Annotated in this window: 18 protein-coding genes and 1 riboswitch; of the genes, 15 read left to right on the top strand and 3 right to left on the bottom strand. The window is 34.6% G+C overall.

Annotated elements, in window-relative coordinates; genetic code table 11:
- The first annotated feature begins 175 nt into the window (after positions 1 to 175).
- From ACZLXV_RS04990 to ACZLXV_RS04930, 13 genes are all read left to right on the top strand, one after another.
- Positions 176 to 808, top strand: coding sequence for a single-stranded DNA-binding protein (locus tag ACZLXV_RS04990; RefSeq protein ID WP_022225612.1), 633 nt, complete (start codon positions 176 to 178; stop codon positions 806 to 808).
- Positions 809 to 1,017: 209 nt separating this feature from the next.
- Positions 1,018 to 1,521: a cob(I)yrinic acid a,c-diamide adenosyltransferase gene (locus ACZLXV_RS04985; protein WP_022225611.1), complete on the top strand. Its 504-nt coding sequence runs from the start codon at positions 1,018 to 1,020 to the stop codon at positions 1,519 to 1,521.
- A 74-nt stretch (positions 1,522 to 1,595) separates the two neighbouring features.
- Positions 1,596 to 2,489, top strand: coding sequence for a 4-hydroxy-tetrahydrodipicolinate synthase (dapA, locus tag ACZLXV_RS04980; RefSeq protein ID WP_022225610.1), 894 nt, complete (start codon positions 1,596 to 1,598; stop codon positions 2,487 to 2,489).
- Positions 2,490 to 2,596: 107 nt separating this feature from the next.
- Positions 2,597 to 3,352 carry a 4-hydroxy-tetrahydrodipicolinate reductase gene (gene dapB, locus ACZLXV_RS04975; protein ID WP_022225609.1) on the top strand — a complete coding sequence of 252 codons (756 nt, stop codon included), beginning with the start codon at positions 2,597 to 2,599 and terminating at the stop codon, positions 3,350 to 3,352.
- The gene (locus ACZLXV_RS04970) at positions 3,352 to 3,867 is read left to right on the top strand and encodes a CvpA family protein (RefSeq protein WP_022225608.1); all 516 of its coding nucleotides are present in this window, start codon (positions 3,352 to 3,354) and stop codon (positions 3,865 to 3,867) included. Before dapB ends, ACZLXV_RS04970 begins: the two co-directional genes overlap by 1 nt.
- Positions 3,868 to 3,889: 22 nt before the next feature.
- A complete protein-coding gene (locus ACZLXV_RS04965; protein ID WP_022225607.1) occupies positions 3,890 to 4,513 on the top strand; it encodes an epoxyqueuosine reductase QueH in 624 nt (207 codons plus the stop codon).
- Positions 4,514 to 4,544: 31 nt separating this feature from the next.
- Entirely contained in the window at positions 4,545 to 5,060 is a 516-nt protein-coding gene (locus ACZLXV_RS04960; protein ID WP_482382686.1) for an NUDIX hydrolase, read from the top strand.
- Positions 5,061 to 5,087: 27 nt separating this feature from the next.
- Positions 5,088 to 5,223, top strand: a riboswitch (FMN riboswitch).
- Positions 5,224 to 5,468: 245 nt separating this feature from the next.
- On the top strand, positions 5,469 to 6,548 hold the full coding sequence (ribD, locus tag ACZLXV_RS04955; protein ID WP_482382685.1) for a bifunctional diaminohydroxyphosphoribosylaminopyrimidine deaminase/5-amino-6-(5-phosphoribosylamino)uracil reductase RibD: 1,080 nt from the start codon (positions 5,469 to 5,471) through the stop codon (positions 6,546 to 6,548).
- Positions 6,549 to 6,596: 48 nt separating this feature from the next.
- A complete protein-coding gene (locus tag ACZLXV_RS04950; RefSeq protein ID WP_022225604.1) occupies positions 6,597 to 7,271 on the top strand; it encodes a riboflavin synthase in 675 nt (224 codons plus the stop codon).
- Between the two features lie 42 nt (positions 7,272 to 7,313).
- On the top strand, positions 7,314 to 8,516 hold the full coding sequence (locus ACZLXV_RS04945; RefSeq protein WP_022225603.1) for a bifunctional 3,4-dihydroxy-2-butanone-4-phosphate synthase/GTP cyclohydrolase II: 1,203 nt from the start codon (positions 7,314 to 7,316) through the stop codon (positions 8,514 to 8,516).
- A gap of 118 nt (positions 8,517 to 8,634) precedes the next feature.
- A complete protein-coding gene (ribH, locus tag ACZLXV_RS04940; RefSeq protein WP_022225602.1) occupies positions 8,635 to 9,099 on the top strand; it encodes a 6,7-dimethyl-8-ribityllumazine synthase in 465 nt (154 codons plus the stop codon).
- A gap of 137 nt (positions 9,100 to 9,236) precedes the next feature.
- Positions 9,237 to 12,470, top strand: coding sequence for a CAP domain-containing protein (locus ACZLXV_RS04935; RefSeq protein WP_482382684.1), 3,234 nt, complete (start codon positions 9,237 to 9,239; stop codon positions 12,468 to 12,470).
- A 118-nt stretch (positions 12,471 to 12,588) separates the two neighbouring features.
- Positions 12,589 to 13,092: a YqeG family HAD IIIA-type phosphatase gene (locus tag ACZLXV_RS04930; protein WP_022225600.1), complete on the top strand. Its 504-nt coding sequence runs from the start codon at positions 12,589 to 12,591 to the stop codon at positions 13,090 to 13,092.
- A gap of 39 nt (positions 13,093 to 13,131) precedes the next feature.
- Here ACZLXV_RS04930 and ACZLXV_RS04925 read toward each other — a convergent pair whose 3' ends face one another.
- Positions 13,132 to 13,932: a hypothetical protein gene (locus ACZLXV_RS04925; RefSeq protein ID WP_482382683.1), complete on the bottom strand. Its 801-nt coding sequence runs from the start codon at positions 13,930 to 13,932 to the stop codon at positions 13,132 to 13,134.
- Positions 13,933 to 14,118: 186 nt separating this feature from the next.
- On the bottom strand, positions 14,119 to 15,363 hold the full coding sequence (locus ACZLXV_RS04920) for a hypothetical protein (RefSeq protein ID WP_482382682.1): 1,245 nt from the start codon (positions 15,361 to 15,363) through the stop codon (positions 14,119 to 14,121).
- 332 nt (positions 15,364 to 15,695) lie between these two features.
- On the opposite strand from ACZLXV_RS04920, the gene ACZLXV_RS04915 reads away from it, so the two are divergent.
- On the top strand, positions 15,696 to 15,869 hold the full coding sequence (locus tag ACZLXV_RS04915) for a YlcI/YnfO family protein (protein ID WP_482382681.1): 174 nt from the start codon (positions 15,696 to 15,698) through the stop codon (positions 15,867 to 15,869).
- Positions 15,870 to 16,159: 290 nt separating this feature from the next.
- On the opposite strand, the gene ACZLXV_RS04910 is transcribed toward ACZLXV_RS04915, so the two are convergent.
- Positions 16,160 to 17,002: a hypothetical protein gene (locus tag ACZLXV_RS04910; protein WP_482382680.1), complete on the bottom strand. Its 843-nt coding sequence runs from the start codon at positions 17,000 to 17,002 to the stop codon at positions 16,160 to 16,162.
- A gap of 281 nt (positions 17,003 to 17,283) precedes the next feature.
- Between ACZLXV_RS04910 and ACZLXV_RS04905 the strand changes: the two genes are divergently transcribed.
- Positions 17,284 to 17,913 carry a cell wall hydrolase gene (locus tag ACZLXV_RS04905; RefSeq protein ID WP_022225595.1) on the top strand — a complete coding sequence of 210 codons (630 nt, stop codon included), beginning with the start codon at positions 17,284 to 17,286 and terminating at the stop codon, positions 17,911 to 17,913.
- Positions 17,914 to 18,069 lie beyond the last annotated feature (156 nt).

The raw sequence follows: 18,069 nt of genomic DNA, 5'->3' as shown, positions 1-18,069 counted from the left end.
CAAAAAGATGTATCTTATATAGGTATAAAAACTGGAAATGTCGAAAAATGATACACAAAATATTGAAATAGGGGGTATAAAGTGGTTCTAAAAAGTTTAAAATGTCATATAATTTATTAAAACAAAATACAAGCGGGTTGTAATACACCTGCAAAATAATGGAGGAAAAGAAAATATGTTGGATAAAGTGTTTACGAATAATCAGGTAACAATTGCAGGAGAAGTTGTGAGTGATTTTACTTTCAGTCATGAAATTTATGGTGAAAATTTTTTCTTAGTGAACATAGCAGTGAGCAGGCTCAGTGATTCCTGTGACATTATTCCGGTTATGGTTTCAGACAGACTTATGGATGTAAAGGGAGACTATAAAGGCTGTATTTTACAGGCCAGCGGACAATTCAGGTCATATAACAGACATGAGGAAACTAAAAATAGACTTGTATTATCTGTTTTTGCAAGAGAGGTATCATTTATTGACATTCCTGAAGGAGAACAAAATCCTAATCATATCTTCCTCGATGGATATGTTTGTAAAAAACCGGTTTACAGAAAGACACCACTTGGAAGAGAGATTGCCGATGTATTGCTTGCCGTAAACAGACCTTATGGTAAATCTGATTATATTCCATGTATCTGCTGGGGAAGAAATGCAAGATATGCCGACCAGTTTGAAGTCGGTGCACATATTCAGCTTTGGGGCAGGATACAGAGCAGGGAATATCAGAAAAAAATTGATGAAGAGCTTTATGAGAAGAGGGTTGCATACGAGGTTTCAGTCAGCAAGCTGGAATATCTCTCAGAGGAATAATTTTTCAAAGAGTATGGGTTAGGAGATATAGAGGTTGAATAAGAGGTAAAAATATGTTGTAATAAATTACAGAAAAAATACTGATTAGTGAAATTTAGGTAGATTTTTTAGAATATATGTGATAGAATGGCTAGAGTTGACGATGATGAATAAATATGTCGTTATCTGGCCATTCTTAGATTATAAGAATAAAAAGGAAATGAGGAAAAATGGGAAAAAGAATAGTTCAGGTTTTTTACGGACCGGGAAAAGGAAAGACATCGGCGGCAGTTGGACAGTGTATCAGAGCTGCAAGTCTTGGACAGTCTGTTATTATAATACAGTTTTTGAAAGGAAAAGATGCAGAAGAATTTAATTTTCTTGAGAGATTGGAACCGGATATAAAATTATTCAGATTTGAAAAATCCGAGGAATCATATGATTCACTTCTGCCGTCTCAGAAAAAAGAAGAACAGCAGAATATTTTAAACGGATTTAATTTTGCCAAAAAGGTCATTGATACGGGAGAATGTGATGTTCTGGTACTTGACGAGGTGCTTGGTCTTTTGGACTTCGGGATTATAGAAGTTTCAGATATTATAAAGCTAATAGAACTTCGCGACGATTACACTAGACTTGTGCTCACAGGCAGAAATCTGCCACAGGAACTTATCAAGTATACGAATGTCATATCTAAGATTGAACTTGAAAAAGATGATACAGATAAAATGTGATTTGAAAAGTACACAACAAGTGTAACTATTTTGAATATAATATTATATACATAATTGATGAGGAGGAGATAGTTATGTCTATTTTTACTGGTGCAGGTGTTGCACTTATAACACCTATGCATGAAGATGGCTCTATAAACTATGATGAAATGGAGCGCATCGTTAATTATCAGATTGAAAACGGAACAGATGCCATAATTGTTTGTGGAACAACAGGTGAAGCATCTACAATGACACATGAGGAACATATCGAGACTATAAAAGCTTGTGTTGAGATGACAAAGAAGCGTATCCCTGTTATTGCGGGTACAGGTTCAAACTGCACTGACACAGCGATTTATTTATCAAAAGAGGCACAGCGGGTTGGTGCTGATGGAATATTAGTTGTATCTCCTTATTATAATAAAGCGACACAGAACGGTTTGAAAAAGCACTTTACTGCTATTGCAGGCAGTGTGGATATTCCTATGATACTTTACAATATCCAGGGAAGGACAGGTGTAAATATCCAGCCTAAAACTATAGCATCACTTGCTAAAGAGGTTGACAATATCGTTGCCGTTAAGGAGGCATCAGGAGACCTTTCACAGGTAGCAAACATTATTTATGAGTCTGAGGGACAAATCGATGTATATTCAGGAAATGATGATCAGATTGTACCTATCGTAGCTTTGGGCGGAAAGGGTGTTATCTCTGTTCTCTCTCATGTTGCACCGAAAGAGACTCATGATATAGTTGCTAAACTTATGGCAGGCGATGTAAAGGGAAGCCAGGAACTTCAGATAAAACTTCTTCCTGTAATCCATGCACTTTTCAGTGAGGTAAATCCTATTCCTGTAAAGGCTGCCATGAATATGCTCGGTTTCAATGTAGGCTCACTTCGTATGCCGCTTTCAGAAATGGAAGATGCACACAAGGAAGTTCTAAGACAGGCATTGAAAGATGCAGGTTTTAATGTGGTTGCATAGTGATAAATTATATAATCTATGTATAAAAAATATGATATTGTAAATAATAAAGTGGGCAGGTCCGTTGGTCTGCCCTTTATGGTATAATACAGAAATTGGAGGATAAAATGACAGATATAATTATGTTAGGATGCAATGGCCGCATGGGTCAGATGATTACTGAAATAGTAGGAAATGACAGTGAGGCACAGATTGTTGCAGGTATTGATATAGTAAACAACAGACAAAATACATATCCTGTTTTTACGGATATAAAAGATTGTGATGTAAAGGCTGACGCAATTATTGATTTTTCTTCTGCAAACGGTTTTGAGGAGAGAATGGACTATGCAGTAGAGAAACAGATTCCTATAATTGTATGCTCGACAGGTTTATCTGACGGACAACTTGATTATCTTAAAGAAGCAAGCAAAAAAGTTGCCGTACTGAAGTCAGCAAACATGTCGCTTGGAATAAATCTCTTAATGAAACTTGTTAAGGAGGCTGCAAAAAAACTTGCAACCGAAGGATTTGATATTGAGATAGTTGAAAAACACCACAATCAAAAGCTTGATGCTCCTTCTGGTACTGCACTTGCACTTGCAGATTCAATAAATGATGAGATGGGCGGACAGTACGAGTATGTCTATGACCGTTCTAAAGTAAGACAGAAACGTGATAAAAAAGAACTTGGTATTTCAGCTGTAAGAGGTGGTACTATAGTCGGAGAGCATGATGTTATTTTTGCAGGGACAGATGAAGTTGTAACATTCTCACATACAGCATATTCAAGAGCTGTATTTGCAAAAGGGTCTGTTACTGCTGCTAAATTTATTAAAGGAAAGGGCGCAGGTCTTTACGACATGGCAGACGTTTTAATGTAATGGATATCGGTACGATAATAGATATAGTATTAGCATGTATTTTTTGTGTGTCGCTTGTAAGCGGATGGCATCAGGGACTTGTTATGAAAGTGGCAAGCCTCATAGTTGTCGGCGTTTCTTATATTCTTGCAGGGATATTGTCAAAAACAATATCTCCGTATATTGCAGATGAAATATCGAAAAATATTTCAAAAGATACCGGGATTTTAAAAAACGGGGTTACGAATGTAACAGAAGCGTTTTTATATACAGTCATATTCATGATAGTTTTTTTTGTGGTAAGGTATATTTTCAGAAAGCTTATCAAAGTATTAAAAATAGTTGACCATATTCCGGTAATAGGCTTTTTAAACAAAGCAGGCGGGGCTGTTGCAGGATTTCTTGTTGACTTTATAATAATATATGTCATTTGCAGCTTTTTATTTACAATTGTGCCGGCTGCTGCATGGACTGAAATAGGACTTACCGGAGCAGTCATAAAGAATACTATACTGTTGTCGGTTTTTGCACCATAAAAGGAGAAGAGAACGTTAACAGATGAATAAGATAAATTATCAGATTGAGCTTGACAAAATAATTGACAATTTGCAAAAAGAAAACCGAGTACCGACATTACTGCTGCATAGTTGTTGTGCACCTTGCAGCAGCTATTGTCTTAGTTATCTTGCAAATTATTTTAAGATAACAATATTTTATTATAATCCTAATATTTCTCCGGCAGAAGAGTATCAGAAAAGAGTAGAAGAACAAAAAAGGCTTATAAGCGAACTCCCAGTAAAAAATAAAGTTTCATTTGCGGAAGGTAAGTATGAACCGGAAAAATTTTTTGAAATGGCAAAAGGACTTCAAAATATTCCGGAAGGCGGGGAGCGCTGCTTTAAATGTTATGAAATGCGGCAGAGGGAGGCGGCGGTATATGCAGCTGAAAACGGTTTTGAGTTTTTTACGACTACACTATCGATAAGTCCCCACAAAAATGCCGCTAAATTAAATGAGATAGGTCTAAAACTTGAAAAAGAATACGGTATCAGATACCTTGTCTCTGATTTTAAAAAGAAAGGCGGGTATTTGAAATCTATTGAATATTCCAGACAATATGATTTATACCGCCAAAATTATTGTGGATGTGTTTACAGCAAAATGGAAGCAGAAAAGAGATAAATCTAAACATTGCACGAATTTGGAGGAAATCATGACGGAAATTTGGGATGTATATGATGAAAACGGTAAAAAAACAGGACGCACCATGGAAAGAGGAATTCCGAAAGATGGTGACTATATGTTATGCGTACATATGTATCTGTTCAATCTAAGCGGTGAAGTTCTTGTTCAGAAACGCTCAAAGAACAAGGAGTCTCATCCGGGGGAATGGGATATAACAGGTGGTGCAGCTCTTTCAGGTGAAAGTGGCAGTGATGCGGTCATAAGAGAAACCTTTGAGGAAATAGGTATAAGTTTATCAGAGGGCGAATTAAATTATATAGGACGGATTATAAAACCGGGTCGTATAATTGATGTTTTTTTTGCACAAAAAGATTTTGATATTATTGATTGTCATATACAAAATGAGGAAGTTGATGAAATAAAATTTGTTTCATGTCATGAATTGTTTAGTGAAATTCTTGAAAAGCGGGGCAGAAAGAAAAATTATATTTCTATGATAAAAAACGCTGTAAAAAATTATGATTTCAAAAATAATCAGTATTGACATTATACTATAGGTGTTATATACTTGATTTAATTTCAAGGCGGGGTGCGATTCCCCACCGGCGGTATTTTCATTTTATTATGATTGAGCCCGCAAGCCTTTACAGGCATGATTTGGTGAGACTCCAAAGCCGACAGTATAGTCTGGATGAGAGAAATTAAATGTACCGATTTGATTGTTTATGTATATTATTCAGAACATTATATAAATTTATCTTATTAGAAACCTTGAAATTTTTTCAGGGTTTTTCTTTTTTACAAATAAGATTTTCTTGAAAAAAATTTCAAAATATTTTAACAATATCAGAAAATCAATAAATCTATTTTAAATTTAGAAATCTATATAATAGATACATCTATATCATATTTTTAGAAAAAACCCATAAAAATTTAAAATTGGAGGTCATATATGGATGAGAAGTATATGCGGCGGGCTATAGAGCTTGCTAAAAAAGGTGCAGGAAAAGTTTCACCAAATCCTCTGGTTGGTGCTGTTATAGTTAAGGAAGGCAGAATTATTGCAGAGGGATATCATAAAAAATATGGCGAACTTCATGCGGAAAGAGATGCATTTTCAAAACTTAGTGAAAGTGCTTGCGGAAGTGATATGTATGTTACATTGGAACCATGCTGTCATTACGGAAAACAGCCTCCGTGCACACTTGCGATAATTGAGCATGGAATAAAAAATGTGTATATTGGTTCAGATGATCCAAATGAACTTGTTGCAGGTAAGGGAATAATACAGCTGAAAGATGCCGGTATCAATGTTGTGAAAGGTGTATTAAAAGAAGAGTGTGATGCATTAAATGATGTTTTTTTTCATTACATAACCAAAAAGACACCGTATGTCGTAATGAAATATGCAATGACACTTGATGGGAAGATTGCATGTGATAATGGTGAGAGCAAGTGGGTGACATCAGAAGAAGCAAGACAAAACGTGCAGTATACAAGAAATGCACTTAAAGGAATTATGGTGGGAGTACAGACTGTTATAAATGATAATCCGAGCCTTACCTGTCGTATTGAAAGCGGTACAAATCCGGTGCGTATTATATGTGACAGTAATCTGAGAATACCGGAAAACAGCAATATAATAAATACTGCGTTGGAAATACCGACAATTATAGCAACCGTTTCTGATGATAATAAACGTATCAGATTTTTAGAACAACGAGGAATCGATGTTATAAAAACTGCAAAGAAAGACGGGCGGGTTGATTTAAATGACCTTATGTTCAAACTTGGAGAGAAAAAAATAGACGGAATTTTACTTGAAGGTGGCGGGACTTTGAATATGAGTGCACTTGAAGCCGGAATTGTAAATCATATTCAGGCATATATAGCTCCAAAGATATTTGGGGGAAGCGGCATATATAATCCGGTAAAAGGGATGGGAGTAAAAAGCCCTGATGAAGCATTTATCTGTAGGAATGTTAAGGTTTCAAATATTGGCATTGATATTCTTATCGAATGTGATTTATAAAAATATCAATGTTAAATGCTGCATAAGAAAATATAAGGTGGTGAAAAAATGTTTACTGGTATAATCGAGGAAACAGGAAAAGTTGAAGCTGTTGCAAAAGGCAGTAATTCGGCAGTTATTACGATAGCCGCCGTCAAAGTGCTTGAAGATACCAAAATAGGTGACAGCATTGCGGTAAATGGTGTGTGTCTGACTGTTACTTCAATAAGCGGTAGAAAATTCAGTGCGGATGTGATGGCGGAGACATTGAGACGAAGTTCCTTAGGTTCATTGAAACACGGGAGCATGGTTAATCTTGAGCGTGCGATGGCTGCAAACGGAAGATTTGGAGGACATATAGTATCAGGACATATAGATGGTGTCGGGGTTATAAGTTCTTTTGAAAAAGAGGATAATGCAGTCTGGGTTGAGATAGAAACACCTGCAAAAATTTTGAGATATATAGTTGAAAAAGGATCGATAACTATTGATGGAATAAGTCTTACGGTGGCTAAGCTTACAGACAGCAGTTTTGCGGTTTCAGTGATACCTCATACAGGCGAGGAGACGACATTGCTTAACAGGAATCCGGGTGATATAGTGAATCTCGAAAATGATATAGTAGGCAAATATGTTGAAAGACTTATGAACTTTAAAACAGATGATAGAGATAATAAAAGCGAAGAAAGAAATAATTCAGACAGTATAACGATGAATTTTCTGAATGAAAACGGTTTTTATTAAGGGTAATAATAAGAAAATATATAGAGAGGAAGGAACTTGATTATGGAAAATAAATTTAATACTATTGATGAAATCCTGGAAGATATAAAGGCAGGAAAAATCGTAGTAATGATTGATGATGAAGAAAGAGAAAATGAGGGAGATGTAATATGTGCTGCACAGTTTGCCACAAATGAAAATGTAAATTTCATGGCAAGTTATGCAAAGGGACTTATATGTATGCCTATGACCGAAGAATATACAAATAAATTTATGCTTCCGCAAATGTGTGAGGTAAATACTGATAATCATTGTACGGCATTTACGGTATCAATAGACCATGTAGATACTGCGACGGGAATTTCGGCATATGAGCGTTCAATTACGGCGATGAAATTTGTTGAGGATGATGCAAAACCATCTGATTTCAGAACTCCGGGACATATGTTCCCGCTAAAAGCAAAGAAAGGTGGTGTACTTGAAAGAAACGGCCACACAGAAGCAACTGTAGACCTTGTAAGACTTGCCGGACTTAAACCTGTTGGACTTTGCTGTGAAATCATGAAAGATGACGGAACTATGGCAAGAACACCTGATCTTATGGAATTTGCAAAAAAGCATAACCTTAAGATAGGAACGATTGCTGATCTTGTGCAGTACAGAAAAGAACATGAGGTTCTGGTAGAGTGTGTTGCAAAAGCAAAAATGCCTACAAGATACGGAGAATTTACAATTTACGGATATATCAATAAATTGAATGGAGAGCATCATGTAGCACTTGTCAAAGGTGATATAACAGACGGAAAACCGGTTCTTTGCAGAGTTCATTCAGAGTGTCTTACAGGTGATGCACTGGGTTCGGCAAGATGTGACTGTGGCCAGCAGTATGATGCAGCTATGAAGATGATAGCAAAAGAGGGAAGAGGTGTTCTTCTTTATATGCGCCAGGAGGGAAGAGGAATTGGTCTTATTAACAAAATAAGAGCATATGAGCTTCAGGATGGCGGATTGGATACAGTTGAAGCCAACCTTAAACTTGGTTTCCCTGAGGATGCAAGGGATTATACGATAGGAACACAGATTCTTGTGGATCTTGGCATTCATGAACTTAAGCTGATGACAAATAATCCACTCAAAGTTTATGGACTTGAGGGATATAATCTCAAAATAATTGAAAGGGTTCCTATTGAAATGGAACCTGGAAAATATGACAGCTTTTATCTTAGAACAAAAAAAGAAAAAATGGGACATCTGCTTAATATGTAAAAAAGCAAAAGAAAAATAAACTTTTGCGCAAAATACAAAAATAAAATGATTTTTGCTAAAAATAATAAATATTAAAATAAATAGCATATTTATAGAAAAAATAAGGAGATAAAATATTATGAAAACATTAGAAGGAAAATTAGTCGCAGCAGAAGGAATGAAAGTAGGAATAATCGGAGCAAGATTTAATGAGTTTATCGTATCAAAACTTATTTCGGGCGCAAGAGACGGTCTTGTACGCCACGGTGTTGAAGACGATAATATAACTTTTGCATGGGTTCCCGGTGCATTTGAAATTCCGGTTATAGCCAAAAAAATGGCAATGTCAGGCAAATATGATGCAGTTATATGCCTTGGTGCCGTAATAAGAGGTGCAACAAGCCATTATGATCTTGTATGTAACGAAGCTGCAAAGGGAATAGCAAGTGTATCTCTCGAATCTGGGGTACCTGTACTCTTTGGTGTAGTTACGACAGATAATATCGAGCAGGCAATTGAGAGAGCCGGAACAAAAGCCGGAAATAAGGGATATGATTGTGCCCTCAGTGCGATAGAAATGGCAAATCTGGCAAGACAGTTATAATAAAATCCTCTCCATAATTTTTCTTGATATGATACGTTTTTTCTTACACATATTGCTTGTGTCATTGGCAGCGTATAGTGTATATTTATTATAATGAAGCTTGTCAATTCTTCCCGAGGAAAGGAAAGGTGATTAATATGAAAAAGCGTATCTTATCAATGGCATTGGTTGCGCTTATGTTAGTAAGCGTTTTACCTATTATGCCTGTCCGCAGTACATCAGCGGCGGATCAGACACAAACATTATTTGACCGTTATATCCCGGTAAATCAGGTTTACTCTGCTAAGGCGAGTTCATACAGCGTTGATGTAAGCGGAAAGTACAGTTTCAGTTTTTTTATCGGTACAAGGTTTAAGGATGAAAACGCTGAAAGTATTATGTTTGCAGAAGAACTGAAACGAACGGACATGCAGGGACAGTTTTTCAAAATCAATTATAAAGGCACTTTCGGTACCTTAGATAAGGCTGACATAATGAAATATTTTGATATAGATGAAAATAATTATCTGTTGGCAATGGGCGATCCGTCTGCTACGACTTATGAAAATTATAGCAAATGGATTACGAAGGATTCGATAATTATATCTATTGACCTTTACGATGCTGAAAAGAATTTTGTCAGAAATATCAGTCCTGCAACTGCCATCATGGCAGTCGGACCTGATGGAGAATTTCTTACATGTTCCCTAATACAGGGATATAGATGCTGTATTTATTTTTCAAAACAGAATAACCTTTTTAAAGCCACGGATGATAAAAGTTCAAGTTCACGTTACATGTATTTTAAACCTCAATATGCGTGGCTTGAGGATAAAAGTGTTGCCGATGGGCTTATAGGTTCAAATCAAAGTGAAAGCAGTGATGACAGCAAAGAGGAAGAATTTAATTATGAGTATAAACAGTATCCAGAGCTTAAAGGCACACCGCGCTATATGACAAACAACATTTTAAGTGTCAATGAGTTTATATCTCCGGATAATACATACTATCAGGTAGGACGCAAAGATGGTGAGATTGACCCTTGCGTTATGAATAAAATTGAGAATGTTGCAGATTATTCAGAAAATGTTCTCACAGTGTCCTCAGGAGTTACAAGAAGGACTGTTCTGACTGCTGATGGAACTCTCTACGGTGTTTCAAGTGATTATGAAATGAAAAAACTTGCAAGTGATGTCAAACAGGCCGGAATGGGGCATTATCTGACAAACAAAGGTGAGGTAAAAGAAATCAATAGTGGAAAAACAATAGCCGCTGATTGTAAGGCTTTTGCCGAGCACCGCTATGGCAGAGTAATTGGTGTATTGAAAAATGACGGCAGTTTCTCTATGGGTTATACTTATCTTGGCGAGCAGAAATATTATGAAAAGGGTCTTGTATATGCAAAAAAGGATAATGTTACAACAATTGTTCCAGGTGGTATCTGCACTAAAGACAAAACATTCTACCGCTGGGTAGAGGATGTCAGAATTGGCGGTTACACGATGGATCCTGCAACCGGTTCATTTTCACAGTCATATACTCTGGAACTTAAACTTAATCTTGTAACTAAAAATGCCGTGCGTGTTTTTCCTTATGAGTATTATACAAGACAATATGATGCATATAGTTCACAAACAGGAACTACTGAAGTTGCAAAGACTGGTTTTGTTGAAAATGCCGACGGACGTATGTGGGCATTCGGGCTGCAGGATACTGAAAGTATGGGAACTATGACTAAAAATGGCACAAAGTCTCTTATAAGACGTATATTCCCTATATATCAGAGCACAAAATCTCCGGGATTTGACAATGGAAACTTTGTAGGAATGGTTCCGGAAGAAAGCAATGATGTATCAATGCTTATCAATAATCATTGTTCAGACAACAGACCTAATGTACTTAAGAGTAAGACGGATTACCTTACTGATGTTCCGGGCGGTTACAGGGCACTGGATGGTTATGCGTATTCTTTTGATAATGATGTAGACGATGGTTCGCCTATAAGAAGCTTTAAAAAGAAAGCAACTTCATTCCATTATCTTAATGACAGCAGCGAGATATTTAAGGCAATCAATACTAAAACAGGGACAGGCACTATTGCCAATCTGTATCTGCTGCCAAATGTTGCGAGAAGTTCTTACAGAATGGACAATAAGAGTGGAAACACTATTTTGCTTGAACGTACCGACGGTTCTATGTGGATGACGGAAATTTATCCTGTGGCATCTGCAGCCGCTACAGTAGCTAAACTTGGTGGCTGGGAGTGTTCAAATGCAATACAGATTACAAAAGGCACCACAAAGAAAACATCTACAGTAGATTATGTTGACCTCGTAAGCAGAAACGTGCTTGAGAAGAATTTCCCGGCAATGAAAAAAGGTACACCGGTTGAAACTGATGCAGCTAAGTATATCACATCAAAGTATTATTCTCAGATTACACCAGGAAAGGCAGACCAGCTTTCAAGAGAGGGTAAAACTTTCCTGCTGCTCGTAACTAAGACCGACTGCAGTTATTCAAAGAAAATGAAGAAGACTATAAAAACAGCTATAGAAAAGCAAAAAGTTCCTATTTATGGCTGCGTTAATAACTATTCATCTTTAGAGTTTGTTTGGGATTACACAAAATTAGATTCACTTACTACACCTTACTTTGTTCTGGTAAACGGTGATAAGAGTGTAAAGGTTTATAATAATGTTATTACACAGAAGAAAGTCACTACAATACTTAAAGCTGCAAAGAAAATCGGTGTTGCAAATGATAAGCTTTCGTCTGCAAGTGCCGAAGTACAGTCAAAATATCCCAGTGATAAAATTTCGGTTGACAGTTATGAATGGGGTGTTCTCAAATATATAAATCAGAAACGATTTGCGAACAGGCTGTCGTTGCTTACTATGCCTGATGCATTACAAAATGCATGCAATATACGTGAGAAAGAGATAGTGTTGTCGTATGATCATACCCGTCCTAACGGTGAAAAACCATATACTACAATTTCGGATTCATTTGAGCATAAATATGCTGCTGAAAACATAGCAAGCGGACAGCATTCTTCGACCCAGGTTGTGACTGACTGGATGAATTCCGAGGGGCATCGGGCAAACATACTAAATGACAAATTTGGGTATATGGGAGTTGGATATATGAATACAAATCCGCCGTACTGGGTACAGATGTTTACAGATTGTGCAGGTTACAAATCAGTGACAACGAGCACAGGTTCCATGAAATTTAAGAGTTTGGCGGCTATGCAGAAAGAATATCTTATCTGTGTAGATAATAATAACGTAGAATCATACATGCCTTTGGATACAAGTGTTATGAGCAAAAAAGGAAATAAATACACACTTAAGCTTTATGGTAAAAATGTTACATTGACTGTATCAAAATAAATAACTAAGCATGGTAAATATTAAAGTTCTCTAAACATCGCGCAGTAATTTGACAAAACAGCTATAATTTAATAAAATACCCATAGTTATTATTGTATAAAAATTTATGGAGGTAAATATGTTTCAAAATTTATATCCCAGTGAGGATTGTGACTCGGCGTACCAAATAGACTATGAAGGCTTTTATGATAAGGGTTATCGAGGAATACTCTTTGATGTTGACAATACTTTGGTTGAGCATGACCAGCCGGTTACACTGCCAGCTATTGAATTGTTTGAAAATCTCAAAGAGATAGGTTTTAAAACATGTATTATATCTAACAATAAAGATTACAGGGTAAAACCTCTTGCAGATGCACTAGAATCTGAGTATGTATATAAGGCAGGAAAGCCTTCAAAGGCAGGCTATGAGAAGGGGATGGAGATTATGGGCACAACCCGTGAAAATACTCTTTTTATAGGGGATCAGATATTTACGGATATTTGGGGAGCCAACAAGGCAGGCATACATTCAATACTCGTAAAGCCGATTGCAAAGCATGAGGAAATTCAGATTATACTTAAACGTAAATTAGAAAAAATTGTGCTGGGAGAGTATAATAAAGCAAAAAGCAGAGCTTAGAACATAAAAAATAAAAGAACAGACTTAGATTTGAGAATGTTAAGTCTGTTCTTTTATTTTTTCAGGAATATGTAAATTTTCATACACTTCTTTATATTCTGAAACAGAATAATCATTTATATAATTCTTTTCATAGTTGGTAGTACATCCGTTATTTATGAGAAAATCAACCGCCTTATTGTAGGCTATTGCAGCATGTTCTATTTTATCGTATTTACCGATAAGTACATAACCGTTGATATGAATTTTTGAGTTATAACATATTGTACCGTTTGTGACTTCTATGGTGACACCTTGATAAGGGTTTATTATTTCGATATTTGCATATCTGAAATCATTTGTGTCACCGTTGACAAATCTGAAATCTATACCTTTTCTTGCAAAATTTCTTATACCATATCTTGAAGCTATGTTAGTCTGCATGCCATATTCTGCAACAAATAAATGAGTGCCACGTCTCATTATTGAATGCTTGGAGTAATAAAAAAGGTCATCAACATCAAAGGTCAACACATCATTTTTTGAAAGATAATAGTTGAAAAAATTGTTGCGCATATATATCGGTGTTTTTATATATATACCATTATTTTTAAAGTTAATCAAAGTTATCCATTTTTTGAAATCAAGTTTTTTGCATACCTTAGCTGAAAAATCATCAGGAAGATAGGAATTTTCGCTTCTGACAATATTTATTGCTTCGTTATATACGGTATTGGCATCTTTTTCATTATCAAAACTGCCGAGACTGATATGCTTTGAGCGAAAAGTTATCGATGTTCTGTAATATGTACTTCCATCTTTCTTCTGTGCTTTAAAAACACCGGGTAAATTATTAGCCATGTTTTTTGTAAACCTCAATTCTTTTGTAAATTCGTAAATTTTTTTTATGATATATGAAGTGTAACATTTTAAAGGAAAGATTGCAAATTAGGCTTTATTTAATAAAATAATACCGTGAAAACTTATAGATTCTATAAATTTTCACGGTATATGCAATCTTTTTAATATTGTTTTATTTATACACACTTATTTTACAAAAAATTTTCTTGTGCATGTAATATAATTTTTCTTTGATACGATAACAGTAATTTTTGTCCCAGATTTTAATTTAGCCACGAGTTTTGCAGTAAATTTTCCGGCATTATTGGATTTTACAGTATATGTGTTACCTGATACATTTACTTTGACAGTAGCAGCTTTAATGGTTTTACCAATTACTTTTTTTGTTCCCTTTTTATATGATTTCAGAGAAAGTGTAGTAATTTTCTTTTTCTTAGTGCTGTTGCTGTTATTATTGTTGCCGCTGTTGTTGTCGCTGCTGTTGTCGTTATTGTTGCTGTTATCGTTGTTGTTGTTACTGTTGTCGTTATTGTTATTGTTGTTGTCGATATTGTTATTGTTGTTGTTATTATTATTATTGTTGTTTGTTTCTTTTTGTAAACTTGCTTTTATTGAATAATTTGCAGTATTGATTTTGTTATTTCCGGCTTTAACCTTGACGTATATAGTCTGTCCGTGTCCTGTTACAGAATATTTATTGCTGGTATTATTCGCATCAACTGTAAGTTCACTGAGATTTGCTCTGTTTTCATCGAGAAATTTAACATTTAAGCTATTGTCACATGAAATATTAAAAGTGTATTTGCTGTTATTGTCTGGAAGAGTAACAAAAAAACAGTCAATATCATCTGCTTTTTCTAATTTTCCATTTTGCCATTCATTTGGCTTAAATTCAACTGCTTTAGAGAAAGTGCCCCAGTTGTCATCAGCAAGGGATTTAATAGAAACGGAGGCATTACCTGTAAGCTTATGTCCGTATTTATCTCGAAGCTTTATATAATATGTATTGCCTGGAACTAAGATGTAAGAAGAATCTATTAGAGACTCGCCGCCTTCTATTTTAGTATCAATTGTATATGTTTCTTCCTTTTTAACTGACTGCCCTTTGACTAATTCTGTACCAATAGAGTCTAATAATGTTGCATAAATATTGTTATTTGTATAATTAGTTGCAGAGAAAGTTATCCACTGATTACCAATATCATTAGGAACTGTGAATTTGAAATAATGGGCTTCATATTTCTCACTGGCAAACAGGCATGTGGCATTTTCATCAAATTGCAGTACAGATGCTCCCTGCATTGTTGTATCTGATGCCTCAGCAGCATATACAGTAGAATAAAAAGGACTGCCATACACTGATTGTGAACATATAGCCAGTGACAGTGTCAGTAGTGTGCACATTTGTTTTGATTTGATATTTTTTTTCATTTGGTGTGATACCTCCTATTTTGTAAATAAAAAATTGTTTGATTAAAACGTATGAGATTATAGCATTAATAGATAAATACACATTTTTAAAAATTATATATTGTGCATTAAATACATAAAATAATATAACATATATGTATTACAAACGCAATAAAAAGCGTAATACATACAGAGTGAAAATATGTATATTTGTTTTATTAGTACAAAACTGGATATATTGATGACATATAACCAAAACAAGATACTACAAATGTGTTACGAATACAAAACTTTTGAAGTGCTGAATTGTGAGCTCAAAAGTAATACTATTATAATACGGGAGGTGTTATATTATGGCTATTCAAATTAAAAGTGATAGAAGAGAAACAGAAAACAAAACAGTACGTTTTCCGGTCGATCTTATCAGTCGTATTGAGCAAATAATGATTGAAAAAGATGTTTCGTTTTCGGGTTTTGTAATACAAGCATGTGAATATGTTGTAGATGAACTTGAAAATGAAAAATAAGCAGAAGAATCGACTAATATGGATTTTAATTTAAGATTTTCAGTATGGTAATTGGGGCTGTCGCATCGATAAAAATTTATACAATATATAAAATTAATTATTTATTATAAAATTTTCTTGTTGTGACAGTCCCTATTAATAAAATAGTCAGTTTAGAGTATCTTTAATTTTTTTCATTGATAAATTGTTGGACTTTTTATTTTAACCTCATATATGACATTGTGTCTTTTCCTCTTTTATAGTAAGAAGTTTTGTCATAGGCTATTCTTTTGCCGTTAAAATGATTATGATTATTTTAATTTAATATTATACTCTTTGACTTTTGGATTATAAGAAATCCATGCTATCTTTGTTATTTTGTCTTTCTTATTATAATAAAAATTTTTATATACAGACAGTTTGCTTTTTTTGTCATAGTATCTTGCTGTAGTGACAAACTCTCCATAATCATCCCAGCCTTCATCTTCCCATGATGGATATTTTTTTAGTACTTTACTGCTGGAATCACCATTTTTTATGCCACGGTTATATTTAGAATTTTTTTTCAATTCATTTTTCTGCCACATCCAACCATTACCAACATTTTTCTTTGCCCACTCTATAAAATTTTTATAGTGTTTATTGTTATCAGTAATATCACAAGTATATTCTTTTCTATTAATGCGTTTATCTGTAACCTTTTTGTTTGTCTGTGTTTTGCAAGTTTTGTTTCCGTTGACAATGACGTCAATATATTTATACTTATTACCAGCTTTATATTTGATTTTACTATCCTTATTAGCTGTAAATGTAATTTGTCTGCCGGATTTTTTGTATTTGCTTCCTGTTACTGTAATAAACTTAGCTTTTTTAGATAACACGCATTTTTTGGGTTCTCCTTTTGCACAATAAACAAATCCTGCAGGAGTGTATGTTATTTTATTCGGCTTTTTTGTTGGTTTAGTGGTCGGTTTTGCTGTTGGTTTGGCAGTAGGTTGAACTGTTGGTTCAGCAGTAGGCTCCGCAGTTGCAGTTAATTCGCTGTTTTCTGCGGCAGTTGTTTTGAGCATAGGTGCAGAAGATATCATGCTTCCTGTTGCAAGTGCAGCCACAAGAGCTGAACTTATAATTTTTGTTTTCATTTTGTTTCTCATTTGGAAACCTCCTTATAATTGTAATTGGTGATTATAAAAATGCATGGGTGTATAAAGAAGCTTATAACTCCTTGCAAATTTAAATACTATCTCAAATAGTAATACAAAAATAATGCTTTTGCAATACGAAATTTAAATGGATATATCATATTTATAAAATAAGTGTATAAAATATTACGAAAGTGTGAATAATTTTACAAAAGTATTCATAGGATATAATGTGAGAAATTATGATGTATATACTTACAATTTACAGAAAACAATGTAGAATGGAGATTATTATGTATAAAAACAGAAAAAAGACAATTAGTATTTTAATTATTAGTAGTATGGCTGCAGGTATGGTAAATAATATTACATGTTTTTCAGAAACAATCAAAGAAAAAAATATAGTTATTATGTCTGAGAATGATTATAACCTAAGAAATAGAGCAAACATTAAAAAAATTTCGACATTAAGAAAATTGCATGTAGAAAGAATGAAACAGTATAAAATTATGCAGATAAAAAAAGCATGTGGTGTAAGTGTGACCGCTTCTGAAAGAAAAATACTCGAAAGAATTGTTGAAGCTGAAGCAGGAGGTGAAAATCATAAGGGAAAGGTGCTTGTAGCAAATGTTGTGCTAAACAGGGTAAAAAGTAAGACGTTTCCTTCAAACGTTAAGGATGTTGTGTTTTCACACCGAGGAGGAACGTATCAGTTCTCGCCCATTATGGATGGAAGGTATTATACAGTAGATGTATCTGAAGATACTAAAAGTGCTGTTTCAGATGCATTAAGAGGTGTGGATTATTCCAATGGGGCATTATATTTTATGGAAAGAGCTTTAGCTGACAGCAGTAATGTATCATGGTTTGACAGAAGCCTTACAAGATTATTTAGATACCATTGTCATGAGTTTTATAAATAAAATTTCCTATTAGCAATACAATAGCGTTGCAAATGTATTATAGAAGTGATAAAATGGCTTAAGAAAACTTACATGTAGGAGAAGAGATTATGAAAAGAACACAAAGGATTATTTTATTATTATTAGTTATAAGTTTGCTGATATCAGGTTTTAATT

The organism is Butyribacter sp. (genome assembly GCF_056818865.1).
This window is presented reverse-complemented; position numbering and strand designations above follow the sequence as displayed.